Genomic DNA, 19,367 nt, shown 5'->3' on the forward strand with positions numbered 1-19,367 from the left:
AAATGCATCACAAAAGAGGCTTCCTGGTGGTTTAGACCAGGAGACCTCTTTATTCGCACCCTTATTTCTTTTCAATATGAACAGATTTAAGCGCATTATTTTGGCCAAGATATTCTTCAATTTTAAGATCATCATAGCCTGGAATTTGGATGCGCAGATACCTCATGGGTTCGCTGTTTAGCGGGACGGTGCAGTCGAAGCCCATCTTTGCCCCTACGCCTTCAGCTGTGGAAGGGTCGAGCTTGGAACCCTGTGCTCCCTGAACAACCACTAAGTCTTTATCCGCCTGGAAACGGGTGGCAATCGCCCACTCTACTTCTTCCATATTAAAGATATCCACTTCCTCATCGACTACAACGACATGCTTAATATCAAAACTATTGGCGAGAGCAGCGAAAATGGCATTCTTCGCTTCCCCCTCATTTCTTTTCTTGATCGACACGACTGCATGATAACGGCACGTACCGCCCGGGCCCATATGAACCGCTTTAACGGTGGGAACCGTCTGGCGCACGCTTTGGAACAAGCTAGCCTCACGAGGAAGCCCACCAAGCAGCAAATGTTCGTATCCAGCAGGAACAATCGTATAGAACATAGGGTCGTTGCGGTGTGTAACAGCTGTAATTTGCACAACTTCTTTGTCACTGCGCGGGCCATAATATTTCGGGAATTCGCCAAAGGGACCTTCCGGCTCGCGAACGTGCGGCAGAATTTTGCCCTCTAATACGATTTCAGCATACGCTGGCACATCAATATCTACTGTCTCACAACGAACGAGCTCGAGCGGCTCGCCGCGAAGGGCGCTTGCGATTTCTAATTCATCCACGCCAAACGGGGTACTCGCTTGCGAGGCCAGCAGTGTCACCGGATCAACTCCGATGACTATCGCACATTCCAACGCTCTGCCCGCTTCTTCCGCCTGTTTATACAAATGAAACGTATGTCGGGGTAGAAGCAGAGCGCCAAGCTTATCTTTTCCGGATATTTGCAAGCGGTGAATCGATACATTTTGCTTCCTGGTTACAGGATCACGGACGATAAACAACCCAGCTGTAATATAATTTCCGGAATCCTTTTCATGGTGAACAGGGATGGGAAATAATTTCATCAAATCAATGTTTTTGGTAATCACGTTTTCCTTGACTGGCGCTTCTACGTCAGGCACAACATTACAAGGAGCCGGGGATGCCACGGCTTCGGTAAACTTTGGGATAATACCGTACGTATCGGTTTCCAACGCCTCTGCAAAATCTTCCCGGGTGGAGCAGATGCCGGAGACTACAGGTATTCCATAGTTTTCTACCTCTGTAAAATAGACGGCCTTTTTTCCATCCAGCTTTTTGGCAATGGCCGCTATTTCATAATCTAACCGAACCGGCTTACCTATCACGGCCAATCTTCCAGAGGATTGAAGGTGCTCCATCCACGTACGAAATGTTTTTGCTTTCATGTGCGTTGTCCCCCTCAAACTTTCACTCTCTCTCCAAAAATATCTTTTAATCTGCGATCAAATAACTTTTGTACGCGTTCACGGCCTCTTACTTCAGATGGAGTTGGATATTCTTTTCCATCTACAATAACAGGCTGATCATAGCGAATCATAATGTAAGGCAAATACTCTTCGTATACAGCTCGAATCCGTGCCGCGTGCTCTGGATTGCGTGCATAGAGCTTGAGCATGCGGAGGCCGAAACCAACATGTCTGCCTTCATCTTCTTTAATTCTCGCAAATCCCTCTGCCAATCCCGGCAATAAGCCTTTACTTCCATAAACCGCTTCATACACATCATAGCCAGACATGGCTTGAACTCCTTCAATGATTCCCTGGTAATGGGCTAAGCCCTCTACTAAAGCAGCTTCACGACCCTCTGCATCTAGGTGCAGCGCATCAAGCATATGCTCCACTCGCTCATCGAGTTTTTGCTGCACAATATTTTTTACACCCAGGATTCGGTCTATTTGAAAGACTTCTTTAAAGTAGCGCATAAAAAACTCAGTGTGCTTAAATTCTTCTAGCAATTGGGTGCTTAAGAAGGCCTGTTGCTCCGTAGAGGAACCAAGCATAATCCAGGGACAAAACTTAAGAGCGACATTTTCCTCTGCATCAAGAAATCCTGTACAAAAGTGAATGAGATAGCCTTTCAGATCTTCATCAAGATTTTCAAAATCCTTCTTATCCTGCGTGAGGTCAATCTCAGCAGGGTCCCATGTACCAAAACGGACGGCCTTCCGGTACAGGTCCCAGGCTACTTCATCCGTTGTTTTGTCTAATCCCGTGATCAGCCCCTGGTTATCAGGTTGGTTGACATGTTCCTTCATTTATATCACCCCAATAGTAGTGGAATCCCAAAACGCTTGTTGCAATAGAGTTTCAACTTCCTTTTCGGACGGCTGGCGCGGATTAAATTTCATCATTCCGCTTTTGAATGAATCTTTGGCAATCGAGGGAAGCTGCTCACCAAGCACACCGACTTCTTGAAGTGTGGTGGGAAGCCCGATCTCCTTCACCAGTTCGGCGACGGCAACCGAAGCTTGCTCAGCTAACTCTTCCATTGAATTGGCTTGGATCCCCATGAGATTCGCAATAATGGCTGCCTTTTGCGGGTTGGTTACGGTGTTAAATTTCACGACGTGCGGCAACAACAAGCCGATCGCCACCCCATGCGGTACATGGCAATGTCCAGACAGCGCACTTCCTATTGCATGCGTAAGCCCCAAGTATCCATTATTAAAAGCCATACCAGCAAGCAAGCTTCCATGTGACAGGCCTATTCTCGCTTCTACATCACCACCATCCGTCACAGCCCGATAGAGATGGCGGTTTACGGTAATGATCGCTTCCTTGGCAAGCGAATCCGATGCAGGTGAAGAACCTAACGAAAAGAAGGTCTCAATCCCATGCGCTAAGGCATCAATTCCTGAAGCCGCCGTCATTTTGGCTGGTAAACTCAACGTTAATTGCGGATCTACCAGAGCCAGAGTAGGAGCCATATGCGGACTGGTGACGGTTACTTTTACGTTATGGTGCCAATCCGAATAAACCCCGAAGATGGTGACTTCGCTTCCCGTCCCGGAAGTAGTAGGAATCGTGATTAATGGGATCGTGGGCGTGAAGGGAATGCGATTCACACCTGCGTAATCCCCGATACTGCCTCCATTTTTGGCTACCACCCGAATTCCCTTTGCCGTATCCATCGCACTGCCGCCGCCCACCGCCACAATACAATCGAATGCTCCCTTTAAAAACACGTGTGCGCCCTGGTTAATGGTGTCTAAACTGGGATCCGGTTCCACATCCGTGTACACTTGTACCTCCACCGATGAGGATTGTAAGGATTCTAGTATGCTGGAGAGGAGCCCTGCAGATTGCACCCCTTTATCAGTCACCAGAAACACATGGCTGATCCCCTGTTTCGCTAACCGTTCACCGAGCTGCGCGGCTTTTCCATAACCGAAATCGATTCGTGTCGGCAGGTGAAAGGAATATTCGAGATTAGCAACTTGTTCGCTGTGATGATGATTCATTAGATGAATCCCCCTTTCCCGTATGATGTTCCGTGTTTCTTAGTCAATTTCAAAGTGGATGTGTTTCGTTTCGCAGTATTCCATTAAGCCGTCGATACCTCTGGTGCGTCCTAAACCACTTTGCTTGTAACCGCCAAATTCGGCTTCCGGGAAATTTTTATTATACGTATTAATCCAAACCGTGCCGGCTTTAATGCCCTTAGACATCTTCATCGCCCGATTTAAGTCGGTTGTCCAGACACCTGCGGATAACCCAAAGTCCGTAGCATTAGCCAAAGCCAGCGCCTCCGCATCAGTTGAAAAGGACTGTACGGCAAGCACTGGTCCAAAGATTTCTTCTTGTACCACACGGCTGTTTGTTAGCAGCTCATCAATAATAGTGGGAGCATAGAAGTACCCTTTATCATAATCCTCGCCTGTTAAACGGTAGCCACCGGTAATGACCTTCCCTTCACGGCGTCCGATTTGACAATATTCTTCAATCAAGTCTAACTGGCTTTGGGAAATGACCGGCCCCATATCGGAAGATTCCAGCAGGCCATTGCCAACGATAAGATTTTCAGCATAATCCTTCAACTTCACGATCACTTCATCCTTAATAGATTCATGTACGAGCAGCCTAGATCCAGCCATGCAAATCTGACCTGCAGAGATGAAAATGGAACGGCCGATCAGAGGAATGGCTTTTTCTAAATTGGCATCGGCAAACACCACATTTGGCGATTTTCCGCCAAGTTCTAACGCTAATTTCTTAATATTGCTGGTGGCCATTTCCATAATCGTTTTTCCTGTAGACGTGTCTCCCGTAAAGCTGATCATCTCAATTTTCTTGCTGGTCCCCATCGCCGCGCCGATGGAGCGCCCGGGTCCCGTAACGATGCTGACGATACCCTTAGTGAACTGCGGCACTTCAGCAATCAATTTGAAAATTTCAACCGAGATCGCAGGGGTAAGGCTTGCCGGCTTCACAATAACGCCATTACCGGCTGCTAAGGCTGGCGCTAGTTCCCGGATCATTAACAGGGCTGGCCAGTTCCAGGGCGAGATGATGCCGACAACGCCTAATGGTTCCTTCGCAATCACACCATAGTTGTTTGGTTCTAATTGAATCGAGCGTCCGAACACCGTTCTTGCTGCTCCCGCAAAATATTTTAGTGTATCGACACATCCAGCCAATTCCAGGCGAGACTCACGGATCGTTTTACCTTGTTCCATGGTAAGTACGCGAGCCAGGTGTTGCATATTCTCTTCCATTTTTTGAGCCAACCCGAGCAGCGCTTCATAACGCCGTTTCGGATTGTAACCCCAGTCACTTGTTTGAAAGGTGTCATACACGGAGTCAATGGCCATTTCAATATCTTCAACCGTTGATTTCTGAGAATAGCCAATAAACTCGCCTGTTGCGGGATTTATTGATTCCAAATATTCTTTTGAACTGGATTCGGTCCATTCTCCTCCAACGTAGTTATAGTAGTATAGCGGTTTTTGGTCTGTTAATGTTGGCATTGATATCCTCCTTAAGTTTCCCTTTGTTACTTAAACTCACCCTTTGTTTCCGGAATAATCAGACTTCCGATTAAATAGAGTACAAATACCGCGATCGAGAAGTAAATTAAGGAATAAGGGATGTTCTGAGTCGATCCGCTGGCTAGCGATACGAACGTCGGCATCATGCCCCCAATGGCAAATCCTATATTCCATGAGAGTCCTGTTCCGCTTGATCGGATTGCGGTTGGAAAACGCTCATTTAAAAAGATTAAGACAGGTGCATAAGCCGCGTTTCCTAAAAAGGCTAAGGCAAAAGCATAAAATGTCATCGATGGAATTGTGGTTGCCTTGGCCAATGCTAGATAGAAGTACGGAAGTCCAATTAAATCGATGACACCTATGATCATAAATACCTTTTTACGGCCAATGCGATCGCTCAAATGACCAAACAGAAGAGCCGATAGGATAGCCATCACACTTGCCCCCATCAAAATGAAGGAGGAAGAACTCGCTGGAATTTTGTTGACAACATTTAAGAAGGTTGGAAGATATCCGGAGGTCAGATAATAAGCAGTTCCCCCGCCAATAACAACCATGAGATTCACTAGCAAAATGGATCGATATTTGCTTGAGAACAATACTCGTACAGGTGACTCTTGAACTTCGGAAGTTTTGTTTTCATTCTTTTTGTGTTCAATCCATAAAGGTGATTCTTCTAACGTTCTGAAAACAAAGAGGCAAAGAATAGAACTAAGAATTCCTGCGAAAAACATGAAACGCCAACCCCAAATACTGAACGCGGCCCCGGGAAAAGCAGCAGAAACGATGAAATAAACGATGGAAGCGATAAGCGCTCCAAAACCGGCTCCGCCTCCTCCAACAAGGCCAGACATTAATCCGCGCCACTTAAGGGGTACTGACTCCGTACCAATCGTATGTGTGGAAGCCACCACGCCCCCAACAAACACACCTTGAACTAACCGCAAAATAAGGAATAATAGAGCCGCAAAAGCGCCGATTTGGTGAACAGTTGGAAGCGCACCAAAAATAGCGGTGGATATACCAACCCCTGTAACCGCTACCATCATTGCCCGTTTTCTGCCTTTTCGGTCTGCATAAGAACCGAAAATAGCAGATCCAACTGGACGCATGAGTAATGTTACTGCAAACGAAGCATAAACCGCAGCCAAAGAGAGGGTTGGCATGCTAGCCGGGAAAAATAGCTTACCTAATATGGGTGCTACATAAAGCAGTACAAACAAATCGAATAAATCCAAAGACCAGCCTAACAGTGACGCGACTGTAGCAGACATCATTTGACGTTTGTTGTTAAAACCTATTTCCGTGCCTGAATTCTCTGGATTTACACTTGTGGCTAAGGACATTGCCCATCCCCCTACTATTTTTAATCCGGGGGCTACCCTCAGGCAGCCCCCACTGGCAAACTAAACGCTCAACGTTTCTAATGTCTCATTCAGACTTCCAGATCGGTATCCTTGAAGGTCAATACATACGTACGTATACCCTATCCTCTTCAGCTTCTCGACTATCATTTCCGAGTAGCTTACTAATTTCACAATTTCATTAGGAGACACTTCGATTCTCGCTAATTGCTCATGTTGACGCACGCGAACCTGGCGGAAACCTAGATTTAACAAAAATGATTCTGCTGCATCTACCCTATTTAGTTTCTCTAAGGTGATGGCTTCCCCATAAGGAATACGAGAGGATAGGCATGCGAAGGAAGGTTTATCCCAGGTACTTACTCCCAACTGTCGCGATAGATCCCGAATCTCAGCTTTGGTCAATCCTACGTCTTGAAGCGGTGCTTTGACGCCATTTTCAATGGCAGCCTGCATCCCAGGACGGTGTTCCCCTAAATCATCGGCAATCGCACCGAAAATGACATGATGATAGCCGCGTTCCTTCGCTATGGGGATAAGGTGACTAAAGAGTTCCCTTTTGCAAAAGTAACAGCGATTCGTAGGGTTCTCCGCATATCCCGGTATATTCAGCTCACTCGTTTCAATGACGAGGTGTGAACTCCCGATTTCCTTGGCTAACTCAGTGGCTTGTTCAAGTTCCCTAGCTGGATAGGTCTCAGAGTCCGCCGTAACAGCGAGAACATGGTCATATCCAAGCGCTTCGATAGCTGCTTTTAGCAGAAAGGTACTGTCTACTCCGCCCGAAAACGCCACAACAGCACGGCCTAACCCACGAAGCTGATCGAGTAGCTTCTCATATTTCTGGGACTGCTCCATCTTTAGTTGTTTTGAGTAATCTAGCTGTACTTCTCCCATGCCCTCAAACCTCCGATTTTTTAATAGAATTGCGTAAGCGATACTAGCGAACCAGCGTCTTTTGCCTTTGACTTAATTCGTAGGCAACATCGATGATTTGATCTTCCTGACCACCTACGATTCTTCTTCTGCCTAACTCTTCTAGAATTTCAAGCGGATCAACATTAAATCGTTCTGCCGCGCGTTTTGCATGCAAGAAAAAGCTGCTATATACGCCGGCAAAGCCCAAAATTAGGGCCACACTATCAATAATTTGAGGGCGCAGCATTTTTGGTGCTACGTTTTGTTCCGCCGCTTCAATCAATTTTCTTAAATGACAACCCGTTTGGTAACCCGCTTTGTGCAGTGCTGCAACCATGACTTCTGTTTGGGCATTCCCTGCACCCGCGCCCATTCCTCTTAAACTTCCATCTACGAATGTTGCACCTTCCTGTAAGGCCGCTAACGTATTTCCAACAGCTACCCCTAGATTGTTGTGGGCATGGAATCCCACTGGAATGTTTACGGCCTGACGCAAGGCAGAAACACGAGTCCTCACTCCATCCGGCAATAAAGCGCCTGCGGAATCCGTAACATAGACAACATCCGCTCCATAACTCTCCATTTTTTTCGCTTGTTCAACCATGCGTTCTGGTTCTTCCATATGCGCCATCATTAAAAATCCAACGGTAAACAGGCCCATGTCTTTGGCAACTTTGATATGCTGTTCGGAAATATCAGCCTCAGTCACGTGAGTAGCGACACGCACGGCTTTCGCCCCGATATCGGCAGCGGCTTCTAGATCCTTCTTCGTACCAATTCCAGGAAGCAATAGTACGGTTACTTTCCCATTCTTTACTGCGCCACAGGCTGCTTTCAAACATTCGGCATCTTTTGCTGCGCTAAAGCCATATTGGTAGGACGAACCCGCTAATCCATCGCCATGTCCGACTTCAATGAGATCGACACCGGACTTATCAAGAGCTGTTGCGATCTCAGCGATATCAGCCGGTGTGAATTGATGGCTAACGGTATGCATCCCGTCACGAAGAGTAGAGTCTGTTATTACGATTCTCTGTGTCATACTTCAGATGCCTCCTTTTGAAACTTATGAGCCGCGATCCGGCGGGCAACGCCAACAGCGGCTGCCGTGATGATGTCGAGGTTTCCAGAATACTTAGGCAAATACGCTCCGGCTCCTTCTACTTCGATCATCGTCGTTACTTTATCTCCATCAATGATAGGTGGTACCTTTAAGCGATAACCTGGAACATAGCTTTGGACCTCTTTCACGATCGCTTCGACGGCCTGTTCAATCGCTTGTTGATCCGGATTTTTCACTCGTGTGTAAATCGTATTGCGCATCATAATCGGAGGATCAGCAGGATTTAAAACAATTAAGGCTTTAGCTTCATCCGCCCCGCCTACCTGGGCAATCGCTCGCGAAGTAGTTACTGTGAATTCATCGATATTTTGTCTTGTTCCAGGTCCAGCGGATTTACTGGAGATCGTAGCTACGATTTCCGCATACTCCACGTCTGCAACCTCATTGATTTTCGCGACAATCGGAATCGTTGCTTGGCCACCGCAAGTAACGAGGTTGACGTTCGGACTATCAAGATTCACATTCATGTTCACAGAAGGAACAACATAAGGACCTACTGCTGCAGGTGTCAAGTCAATCGCCTGGATACCGGCTTCTTTCAGTAAAGGAGCATGCTCGAGATGATACTTAGCCCCGGTGCAATCAAATACAAGTTCAATGTCACCCCGCTCAATGATGGCAGAAATTCCTTCGGCCGATGTTTCAATTCCTCTCTCCCTTGCCTTGCGGAGTCCGTCTGATTCTGCAATAACACCAACCATCATGCAGAGTTCTAATTCTTTAGCGTCTAGAACTTTCATCATGAGGTCTGTACCGATATTTCCAGGGCCTAGTATGGCTGTTTTTAGTCTTCTCATGGTGGATCCCTCCCTAATTCGATGTTTTATTTGGGTTCAAAGCCGACTTGCACGGTTCCAATTTGGTTGAAGTGAGCGGCATATACGTCACCAGGTTTGGCTTCATAAGCTTTCGTGAAGGAACCAGAGAGAATGATATCCCCTTCTTGTAGTCCTTCGCCAAATTGAGATAACTTGTTGCATAACCAGGCAACCGCTGCTGCCGGATGACCTAATACAGCTGCACCCGCTGCAGTGTCTACGACTTGCCCATTTCGTTCCAAAACCAAACCTACTAATCTTAGATTCACTTCATCTACGTACATACCGCGACTTCCAAGTACCAATGCGCCACTGGATGCATTATCGGCAATGGTATCCTCAATACGAATCTTCCAATCCCGTACGCGACTGTCAATGATTTCAAAAGCGGGAACAACATACGATGTGGCTTGAAGAACATCCTGGAAATGCACGCCAGGTCCTTTTATATCCTTTTTCATGATAAAGGCGAGCTCTGCTTCCACTTTCGGCTGCAGAAATTGCTCATAAGGAACAGCTGAACCTTCGGGCAATAACATCTCTTCATACAGCGATCCAAAATCGGGCTCATGAACGCCTAACGCATTTTGCATGGCCTGTGAGGTTAAACCGATTTTACGGCCGATGATCCGTCCGTTTGCCTCAAGTTTCCAGGCTTTCACCTGCTGTTGAACAGCATAGGCATCTTCAGTGGAAAAGTTAGGATAGGTTTCGGTCAATGGGCTTACTGGCTGTCTATTTTTTTCAGCCTCTAAAAGCTGTGCCGCTGCTTGTTCAATGATTGTGCTCATCTTCTCGCGCCCCTTTACACTCTTCAAACTTATGTTTGATACTCTTTAGTGTTGATGTCCACCATGTCCATGATGATGCTGATGACCATGATGATCAGCATGGGAATGACTGCCTACGGTATGGAGCCAGCGGTCACGCAGTTTTGATGCAATGCGCTCAGCAAGGACCTCGGGTACAGGCTGCTCTGCTACACTTTGCATGATGATATCCGCGCAAATTCTCACTTCATCGTTTGGACCGGGCAACGTAACTATGTAACTGAGCCCTTCTTTAGCAACACCAATGCGGATCCCCTCTTTTACATGCCGTCCATGGCCAGGGGTGAATTTTACAATATAAGGTGTTGCCGCTTCAGGACAAACTTTAAGCAAAGCTTCTACAGAACAATCTTTATCCTCTGCACCGACTCCGCCGGTTGTCAAAATCCAGCCGAATCCTGCATCGAGCGCTTGACGCAGCGCCCCCGCAATTTCATCGACATCGTCAGCAAGCGGGCGGCTTGTTTGGACTTTGCATCCAGCATCGGTAAAACGTTCCACAAGGTAAGGTGTATTTGTATCTTCGATCATGCCTCTGGCTACTTCGAACCCTGTTGGGAACACCTTCACCCGGTGCCGGATGCGGTTGACGATTTCTTCTCCCATCTTGTTGCTTTGTTCCACGACCTCTTTACCGGTTAACGGAGTCAAGGCGATCATCCCTAAAACACCTTCGGAATGGATATCCGCATCTTCGCCGAGACGAACGCCTGGAAGCGATCCAACCGTGTCAAGCAGCTGCTCTTTTTTTCCGACAAATTGATCGGCTTTCATAGAGCTAACCAGCAGGTCTAAAGCAAGGTGATCATCGCGTACATCAATGACAAAAACACGTTCCCGCGGCAACTGCAGTACTTCTGCCACCGTTTCCGCCACAAGGGTAAGGTCGCAATCATCTAAGTAGACATCTGTTAAACGCAGTTCGGTTTTATTTAAGAGACTATATTCCACGGCAGCCGCCCCATTTCTGTAAATTTTGTTTTAGTACTCGACGACATTCACGCGCATATCAAGTAGCGGAGCATCCAATACCGCTGCACCAACGTCGATTAAATCCACAGGGCGCTCCCGCAGCAAAAGAATCGTTTCTTCTTTTATTCCGCCGGCGAATGCTATTTTTGTATGATCGCGTGCGCCTAACTCCTCCAGAACTTGCAGTACAATATCCAGATCTCGCAAATCCCCTGTATCGACCATCACCACATCCGCGCTTCCGCGTACGGCTTCTCTCGCTTCAAGCTCAATCGGCTCGATTTCACCGCGCAGCTGGATGACGGTTTTGTGATGGGGAAACTGCTTCGCTGCCTGCAGTGTTTGGCGTACACTGCCAAACATTCGAACGTAATTTTTATCCATGTAGATAAAGGGACCTTCTACCATACGCATTCCGATGCCCGCTGCCGCCAAAGCGGCGTGCAGACCTGGTTTGCTTGCTTGCGGGAGCTTTTTCCAACCCCCGCAAACCACCTTCAGATTTGGTCCAGCCAGCAGTTTAAGCTGCCTTGCCCGTGTAGCATAACCGGATGGCGCCATCATCGCTCCTAAAACACGATCTTCTGCGATGGCTACTTGTTTTGCCTGGCCCAGGTAGGACAGTACGGCATCACCCGGTTCGAGCAGCGTGCCGTCAGCAGCCCTCTCCAAAAGCTCGCATCCGTGTTCTATCAATAGTTCCGCCGCATGCTGTCCATGCGCCAGCACTCCGCAACTGGTCGCCTCTACTCTAGCGGTAAATAGACGTTCACCGAGGGGCAAAAAGAGGGTATCGCGAAGATCGATCTGTTGATTTCCCTGTTGTTTAAGAGCTTCCATGTGCACATCATCTCCCCTTATGCATTCACGAGAATACCGCCAATACCACGTTGCTTAAGCCATTTTGGAAGAAGCACATCATCGACTTCTTTACTCACCTGTGGTGCAACTTCTAACAAATAGTTTGCCAACGATTCGCTCACGTTGATTCCTCCGACTGCTCCATCAAATACAATCACCTTATCGGTTCCTGTGGTACGGTATGCAAAGCGCATCGAATCATCAAGATTTTCCGAAATCATCGCATACTTCATGTACTCGATATTTTGTGGATCGTGCTCGAACAAGTCCGCCTGTTCCTTGCCAACAACTAAAGTTGGTAATTGTTGTGAGAAGAACGCACTCGGATACCCGATCCAGGCGTAGTTGTGAACGACCATTTTAATTGCTGGATTCACCGGCTTAATATCCGGTACAAGCGGCTTTCCGTCTTTTCCATAAAGCGCTTCTGTGTACCAGGTATAAGGAGCTAGCTTTACGTCCAGATCGAATAAGTCACAATTCGCTCCAACGAAGTTACAGTAAATCACCCCAGCTGAGAACACGTAAGGGACTGGACAAGGGAAGTCTAAACCTACGATACAATCCTCAATTTTCCCGAGTAGCTGGAACATTTTTCCGTAATAACGCAAGCCATCTAAGGTGATGGTGTCGTTAATTTTATACAGATCATTGTCTGCCTCTACGCTGATGACTCCGCTCGGCGACATATTCAGGAACACAGCCCCCACAAATTTGCTTTGTACAAATGGAGATTCAAATATGGCCCGGGCCGTAAAGTTGGCACCACGAGGACCTAAATTCTGATGATAAGTTGATCGGGTTTCGATACGGGCGTACGACATACCGAACGGCTTTACCGCCCGGTCAACCTGACGATGGAAATGAACCTCACGAACATCACTGTTATGAACATGGATGATCCAGTCCGCATCATATGTACGCTTTAAACCATAGAGCGTACCAATCTCAGTCTCAATCGGAATGCCTTCATCAATCGGGGCCATCCCTCTAGCAAGACGGCCAAAGTGACTTTTCAGATCAAAACGTTTAATGTATTCTTCCGTTTCCCGGAACCTGAGGCCTACACCTGCGCGCAGACGTATTTCCTTAGCTCCGGTCCGCTCTTTAATAACATCATGGACCGTGCGCAGCAGTTCAGCATACGGTTCGCCGCCAAGCAGCGTAAAGCCGTGATGAGAAGCTAGAACGTTCACGGTGTGATGCGGTTCTATCATGGAAAGATCAACATTCTCTAGCGCCTTTTCTGCTGCATTTCGAATGGCTGCTATTCCTTCACTACTTGGATAAATGACATCCGGCGTATCCGGAAAAAGCTCTTCGAGTGACAGGGAAGTCATTCCCGGTAAATCAGCAAAACGCTTCTTTACAAGACTGGGATCAACCCCGTAACGTGAAGGCCTTGGTGCAAGAGGTCGAATCGGATTGCGCTTCATTTACGCTTCCTCCTTTTTCACAGAACAAGCGGTTGTTGATAATGGGGCGTTCCGAATGGTCTCGAAGAATTCGATATCTGCGTCGAAGTAAAATCCACGCTTGGCATACTTCTCTTTTACACTGTCGGGAATATCCCAGATGGTTGGTGTAGCACCGTACCACTGATAACGGCCGCTTGGTGACTCCAATTCCACGCCTGCACTTTTAAGCAAACGCATCGCAGGTTGGAGGCACTCAACCGTACAACCTGTACGCAGTCCGGTTGCCATGGAAATTTTATCAGGAGAATCTGCCCCCTGTAGAATAGCGGCGGCTACTTCATCTGCGCGAGTCCCGGTGCAATAGCACACCACCTGTTCCGGATGAAGATGAGCATCATAACATAGCTGATGAACTTGCTCGGTGTTCGATTGCTCGATATCTACTCCAATCATGCGTGGCTCTGATAAATGGGCCATTTCAATCGCATCAAACGGGCATCGCTGCTCACAGGCTGTACAGCCTGTACAGGCTTCTTCTTCAACAATTGCTAATTTCTTGTGTTTGGTACCCGGCACAGGTTCCATTGTTATCGCCAGTGTGGGACAAACCTGTGCACAAATCTTACACCCTGTACATTTGTCGTTAATAATGATCGCTGTCGTATTGATTAAACGCAATCGCTTTCACTCCCTTCTACTAAAAACCACTGTATTCTTGTTTTGTACATCATTTAATAAAGCAAATTCAATGCCATGTCTTAAAATAAAGAAATATCGATATTTTGGAAACGATGGAGTTTCATTTCGCTCTGTTGGTTTCCAACGCAGTGGAAATAAAGCGCTTCCAACATTGGATAAATCAAAAAGGCTTGCCCCTCTACTGGTGACAAGCCTTCACTGACTTTAATTATGAGCCAAAGTTCTCTTCAATTCGAAGGAATCTCCAGGCAGCATATGAACACGCCCATGATAAAACGAACAAACCTACTAATAGATAACCCAGTGAACCTAAGTCTAACTCCTGCACCCAGTTCCAGAAGGTTCCTTTTAGACCGAGCTTTTCGGAAAGAACCTGGGATAGTTCAATGAAACCAATCATCAACGCGGCGATTACCGATAAACCTGTTACAGTTAGGTTATAATAAACTTTACGCAGCGGTGTAGTCAATGCCCAGCGATAAGCGGTCGTCATAAAAATTCCATCTGCCGTATCGAGTAAGCTCATCCCTGCTGCGAAAAGGATCGGGAGAGCAAGCAGTCCCATAAGGGAGTAGGCGCTTTGGGCAGCACCTGCAGAAATGGCTAAAAGCGCTACTTCACTTGCGGTATCAAAACCAAGGCCAAAAAGAAATCCAATCGGATATACGTGCCAGCTCTTGTTTACAAAACGCAACAGCGGAGTGATAAAACGGGCAATCAGGCCCCGGGAGTGCAGCAATTCATCCATTTTATGCTCGCCATATTCTCCACTCCGCATTCCTTTAAAAACCTTTATCATATTCAGCATAATATATAAATTAACCACGCCAATCATGACAAGGAAGAACCCGGAGACATACGTCCCAATCATTCCACCAATTGCTTTCATTTGAGGAATATGCAGTTGGGCCCAATGGGCTGCAAAAGCCGTAATAAAAGCCATTATACACACCACGGAAGAGTGACCCATGGAAAAGAGAAAACCAACCCCTGTAGGGTTCTTCTTCTGTTGGACCAATTTTCTCACAGTATTATCAATGGCCGCGATATGATCCACATCAAACGCATGCCGCATCCCTAATGTGTAAGCTAGAAAGCCCAAGCCGAGAAAAGCGGGATTCTTTTGAATAGCTAATAGCAAACAGGCAATCCCTACGGCATGGAGAAAGGCTACACTTACCCCGTAACCCATCCAGGTTGGTTTACCCTTGATTCCTCTAAATCTCATAACCTCTCTTCTCCCATCCTCTTTTTAATTATGGAGGTGCATACCTCAGGAATTCCAGGAATCTAATGAGTGGTTTTGCCAAGTAAAACGCGCATGACATTCGGAACTTCAGCAAAGTCTTTCGTTCCGGCACCATAACCGATCGACTCGATGATAAAGTTACCAAGCGGGCCATATTTGCTAACCAACCCTTTAAGCACACCAGCACCTGTAGGGGTGGTCAATTCCCCTTGTACAGGGGAATGGGCAAGGGGAATTCCCTTTAACAACTCGGCTGTTGCCGGTGCAGGGATTGGATAAAGTCCATGTGCCATTTTTAATTTTCCGTAGCCAGTAGGTACCGCTGACGATAGGATCTCGGCTACATCCAAACTTTCAAGTGCCAGGCAAATCCCAATCGTGTCGATAATGGAATCCATTGCACCCACTTCATGGAAATGAACTTCAGCTGGATCAATACCATGGATCTTCCCTTCAGCCTTTGCGATGACATCAAAGATAGCCAAACTTCGCTGTTTCACTCGTGCCGGCAGATCGCTCGCGCGGATCATCTTGATGATGTCAGCGGCCTTCCGGTGATGGTGGTCGTGATCATGATCATGGCGGTGATGTTCATGGTCATGACAATGCTCGTGTTGATGGTGATGCTCAAGGTGATCATGCTCATGACAATGATCGTGGCCATGGTCATGGTGGTCATGGTCATGATGATGGTAGTCATTGTTGTGTTCGCGGTCATCATGAGTGCTGCTTACCGCTTCATGTAGTTCAATGATCAATTTTTTGGAGGATACCCCGCATTTATCCACTGTTTTAATGGAGATATCAAACGGATCAATCGGAAGATGCCCAAGAGCATGCTTAATGTAATCGATGTCCGCGCCAGCATCGATTAACGCTGCTAAAAGCATGTCTCCGCTAATACCTGATACGCAATCTAGATACACCGTTCTCATGTCGTTGTTCCCTCCAATACAGCCTGTTGTATGATTGACGCGGAAACAGCTGCACCAAAACCATTGTCAATATTTACGACCATAATACCGGAAGCGCATGCCGTTAACATGGATAAAAGCGGAGTCAGTCCTCCAAAATGCGCACCATAGCCTACGCTTGTCGGCACAGCAATTACGGGACGCCGAACTAATCCGCCCACCACACTTGCCAGAGCTCCTTCCATACCCGCGACTACTATTACTACACTCGCACTAACAATCCGTTCGCGTTGAGCAAACAGACGATCGATGCCAGCGACTCCAACATCATAAATGCGGTCAACTGGATTCCCCATCCATTCAGCTGTCTGGGCCGCTTCTTCTGCTACGGGAAGATCGGCTGTACCTGCTGATAGAACAGCGACAGTCCCGGCAAATCTTTGTCGTCCGCCTCCAGCGCTGATGATACGAGACATCGGGTCATATACAGCCTCCGGTACGATTTGCTTTACTAAATTAAACATCGTTTCATTCGCTCTCGTAACCATGACCTTGCCATGTTTAGCATAAAGTTTGGAAAAAATGATTTGTACCTGTTCCGGTGTCTTTCCCATGCCAAAAATAACTTCAGGGTATCCCGTTCTAGCTTCGCGCGCGTAATCTACTTTACCAAAGCCTAAATCCTCAAATCCTCGCATTTCTGCTTCTGCTTGTTCAACGGATAGACTCCCATCCTTTACTCTCTGTAAAATATCTCTGATCGCCATATTCAAAAGCCTCGCTTCTTGATGGATTCGTGTTATGTTCTCAAACAAAGAGAGGGCTAACGATTCCTCTCAATGCCGAATTTTCTCATTTTTTTAATGACAGTTGTGTGTGATACACCTAAAGCTTGTCCTACTTTTCTTATGGATCCATAACGGGACAAGGATTCAACAATCAGGTTGCGCTCCATTTCATCGAAAGCATTGAATCCCGGCTGTCCCATCTCTGATGCTGTCGAATCATTCAAAATAGCATTCGGATCCGCTAATTGATGAACCCCTTCCGTAAACGTTGCCATGGTTTTTTGGTGGGATTGAAAATAGTCTTCCGGTAGATGGTGTTCCCCTATCGCATTTTCGGGGATGGTAACGACCATTCTCTCAACAAGATTGGAAAGCTGCCTCACGTTTCCTGGCCAGCAATGGTTCTGAAGAATTTGCACGACAGCAGGATCGAATGTTCGCTCGGTTCCATATTTTTTATTATATTTATTTAAAAAGTATTGGAGCAGAGCCGGTATATCTTCTTTTCTCTCACGCAGGGGCGGAATATGAATCGGCACCACGTATAAGCGGTAATAGAGATCCTCCCTAAATAGCCCCTTCTGAATATGTTCTTGCAGGTTTCTGTGGGTAGCGGCTACAATACGGCAATTGACTTGTATCGATTGTATTCCACCAACCCGTGTGAATTCCTGTTCCTGAAGAACGCGTAAAATTTTCACTTGAAGGGCGGGTGACATTTCCCCAATCTCATCTAAGAAAACAACTCCGCCTTCTGCCGCTTCAAACAAGCCGATTTTACCCGCTTTCTTCGCACCTGTGAAGGCTCCTGATTCGTAGCCAAATAACTCGGATTCCAACAATTCAGTTGGAATCGCCCCACAGTTTATCTTAATAAAAGGACCCTGTGAGCGAGCACTCGCTTTATGGATTAAGGAAGCGATAACCTCCTTCCCCACTCCGGATTCTCCTAAAATTAAAACGGTTGAATCAAAATTGGCCACTCTTTCAACAAGATCTAAGATACTCTTCATTTGCGGTGAAACGGCTACAATCTCTTCTGATTGAATACGCTTTCGAAGAATCGATAATTCAGACTTATATTGCTCACTTTGATCCTGTATTTCGGCCAATTGTTCCCGAAGTTGGGAGAGTTCTGTTATATCACGCACAGTAGATACGACACCTTGTATGTTTCCGAATTCATCCGATATCGGTGATGCACTTACAAGATGCTCTTGTCCTGTAGGATATCTTTGTATGCCTGATATTTCTCTTCGTTCCTGAAGCGATCTCCAGGAAATCGACTGATGTTTAAACGTACCCCTTCGGACTAGCTCGGTTAAGTGAACGCCCAGAAAGGATTCCTTGTTCATGCCAGAAAGCCTGCACATGGCTCGATTGACTCTGGTAACATATCCTATTTTGTCCGCAATAAAGATTCCATCGTAAGCATTATCAATGATCGCATCCATTTGTCGGTTACGATCGACCGCTTCAACATACAAATTGTGTACTTCCTGCTGTAGATCATTGGCTTCAATGATTCCTACAAATTCTTCTTTTTTATTCATCACACCAATCACCGCATATCCTGTTGGAATATTTAATTCATGAATCTCAGCGTCGTCATAAACGAAAGGAGCATCGCTGATGAACAAACCTTGCTTGGCAACTTCCCCTAGCTCAGTTGATACAATACGATAGATTCCTGCCCATATACCTTCATTCAAAACTGGCGCCTCGGTTATTGATAAGGCTTTCATTTCTCTGAAAATTTCATCCTTCAGGTGCATGTTGTTTAGATTCACTGTATACACTGGTTTTTTTATCATTGCTTTTAGAGGCATTGGAATTCCCCCTTTTCTTGCCCTGACCGATTGATTCAGTCTAGCAATCTGGCCTTTATAAACCTCAGTGATGTCAATAACTCTCTCTATCTAAACACATGCATCTAAGCTATACAATGAACAATTATTAGATCGGGAATGAGTACTATCGTAACTAATTTAATGGTAATGCAAAACTGATACCAACCTTTTTATTGGTCAGTGAGTTCCATTTTGGAAATACCATAGTTCCATCCATGAAAATTTGGTTTCCGCCTTTTGGTAACGATGTGTTTACAAAAAGGTTTGCCCCGCAAAAAAAATTTACACAAACGGACCCCATATCAACCAGAATTCCATTTCCGGCACCCGAGGGATTTCCATCTTGGTTTCACGGTACCAAAACAAAGCTATCCTACTTCATGACCGCAGCCGATATCAAAGAATAAGATCCATCGCTCATTTTAATTGAATTTTGTAAAAATGGAAACACTTAATTTCCATTAAAGTTTCCGTTTGGAACCCAAATGGTTCCAAAACATCAATCCAAAGA

The 19,367-nt window shown here is 46.4% G+C and carries 17 protein-coding genes; all 17 read right to left on the reverse strand.

Translation table 11 applies throughout. From position 1 onward, the window contains the following. Positions 1 to 61 precede the first annotated feature (61 nt). Complete coding sequence (locus PP175_RS14095) at positions 62 to 1,450, reverse strand: UbiD family decarboxylase (protein WP_272438972.1); 1,389 nt, start codon at positions 1,448 to 1,450, stop codon at positions 62 to 64. Positions 1,451 to 1,464: 14 nt separating this feature from the next. Continuing rightward, a complete protein-coding gene (locus tag PP175_RS14100; protein ID WP_272438973.1) occupies positions 1,465 to 2,319 on the reverse strand; it encodes a R2-like ligand-binding oxidase in 855 nt (284 codons plus the stop codon). Next, the gene (locus PP175_RS14105) at positions 2,320 to 3,525 is read right to left on the reverse strand and encodes an iron-containing alcohol dehydrogenase family protein (RefSeq protein WP_272438974.1); all 1,206 of its coding nucleotides are present in this window, start codon (positions 3,523 to 3,525) and stop codon (positions 2,320 to 2,322) included. 39 nt (positions 3,526 to 3,564) lie between these two features. After that, on the reverse strand, positions 3,565 to 5,031 hold the full coding sequence (locus tag PP175_RS14110) for an aldehyde dehydrogenase family protein (protein ID WP_272438975.1): 1,467 nt from the start codon (positions 5,029 to 5,031) through the stop codon (positions 3,565 to 3,567). Between the two features lie 26 nt (positions 5,032 to 5,057). Beyond that, positions 5,058 to 6,398 carry an MFS transporter gene (locus tag PP175_RS14115; RefSeq protein WP_272438976.1) on the reverse strand — a complete coding sequence of 447 codons (1,341 nt, stop codon included), beginning with the start codon at positions 6,396 to 6,398 and terminating at the stop codon, positions 5,058 to 5,060. A 60-nt stretch (positions 6,399 to 6,458) separates the two neighbouring features. After that, positions 6,459 to 7,313 (reverse strand): ATP-dependent sacrificial sulfur transferase LarE, encoded by an 855-nt coding sequence (gene larE / locus PP175_RS14120; RefSeq protein ID WP_272438977.1) that lies wholly within the window; start codon positions 7,311 to 7,313, stop codon positions 6,459 to 6,461. 43 nt (positions 7,314 to 7,356) lie between these two features. Then, the gene (gene dmpG, locus PP175_RS14125; protein ID WP_272438978.1) at positions 7,357 to 8,376 is read right to left on the reverse strand and encodes a 4-hydroxy-2-oxovalerate aldolase; all 1,020 of its coding nucleotides are present in this window, start codon (positions 8,374 to 8,376) and stop codon (positions 7,357 to 7,359) included. Then, the gene (locus PP175_RS14130) at positions 8,373 to 9,254 is read right to left on the reverse strand and encodes an acetaldehyde dehydrogenase (acetylating) (RefSeq protein ID WP_272438979.1); all 882 of its coding nucleotides are present in this window, start codon (positions 9,252 to 9,254) and stop codon (positions 8,373 to 8,375) included. Before PP175_RS14130 ends, dmpG begins: the two co-directional genes overlap by 4 nt. A 26-nt stretch (positions 9,255 to 9,280) precedes the next feature. After that, complete coding sequence (locus PP175_RS14135) at positions 9,281 to 10,066, reverse strand: 2-keto-4-pentenoate hydratase (protein ID WP_272438980.1); 786 nt, start codon at positions 10,064 to 10,066, stop codon at positions 9,281 to 9,283. A 45-nt stretch (positions 10,067 to 10,111) separates the two neighbouring features. Then, positions 10,112 to 11,056, reverse strand: a complete 945-nt coding sequence (locus PP175_RS14140; RefSeq protein WP_272438981.1) for a molybdopterin-binding protein — start codon at positions 11,054 to 11,056, stop codon at positions 10,112 to 10,114. A gap of 30 nt (positions 11,057 to 11,086) precedes the next feature. Next, complete coding sequence (locus PP175_RS14145; protein ID WP_272438982.1) at positions 11,087 to 11,917, reverse strand: beta/alpha barrel domain-containing protein; 831 nt, start codon at positions 11,915 to 11,917, stop codon at positions 11,087 to 11,089. A 17-nt stretch (positions 11,918 to 11,934) separates the two neighbouring features. Continuing rightward, entirely contained in the window at positions 11,935 to 13,374 is a 1,440-nt protein-coding gene (locus PP175_RS14150; RefSeq protein ID WP_272438983.1) for a hypothetical protein, read from the reverse strand. Next, positions 13,375 to 14,034 (reverse strand): 4Fe-4S binding protein, encoded by a 660-nt coding sequence (locus PP175_RS14155; protein WP_272438984.1) that lies wholly within the window; start codon positions 14,032 to 14,034, stop codon positions 13,375 to 13,377. A gap of 229 nt (positions 14,035 to 14,263) precedes the next feature. Further along, positions 14,264 to 15,283: a HoxN/HupN/NixA family nickel/cobalt transporter gene (locus PP175_RS14160; RefSeq protein WP_272438985.1), complete on the reverse strand. Its 1,020-nt coding sequence runs from the start codon at positions 15,281 to 15,283 to the stop codon at positions 14,264 to 14,266. A 62-nt stretch (positions 15,284 to 15,345) separates the two neighbouring features. Further along, positions 15,346 to 16,239 carry a nickel pincer cofactor biosynthesis protein LarC gene (locus PP175_RS14165; RefSeq protein WP_272438986.1) on the reverse strand — a complete coding sequence of 298 codons (894 nt, stop codon included), beginning with the start codon at positions 16,237 to 16,239 and terminating at the stop codon, positions 15,346 to 15,348. After that, entirely contained in the window at positions 16,236 to 16,985 is a 750-nt protein-coding gene (gene larB / locus PP175_RS14170; RefSeq protein WP_272438987.1) for a nickel pincer cofactor biosynthesis protein LarB, read from the reverse strand. The genes PP175_RS14165 and larB overlap by 4 nt, the downstream gene beginning before the upstream one ends. A 56-nt stretch (positions 16,986 to 17,041) precedes the next feature. After that, positions 17,042 to 18,835, reverse strand: a complete 1,794-nt coding sequence (locus tag PP175_RS14175) for a sigma-54 interaction domain-containing protein (RefSeq protein ID WP_272438988.1) — start codon at positions 18,833 to 18,835, stop codon at positions 17,042 to 17,044. Positions 18,836 to 19,367 lie beyond the last annotated feature (532 nt).

Source organism: Aneurinibacillus sp. Ricciae_BoGa-3 (genome assembly GCF_028421645.1).
GTDB lineage: Bacteria > Bacillota > Bacilli > Aneurinibacillales > Aneurinibacillaceae > Aneurinibacillus_B.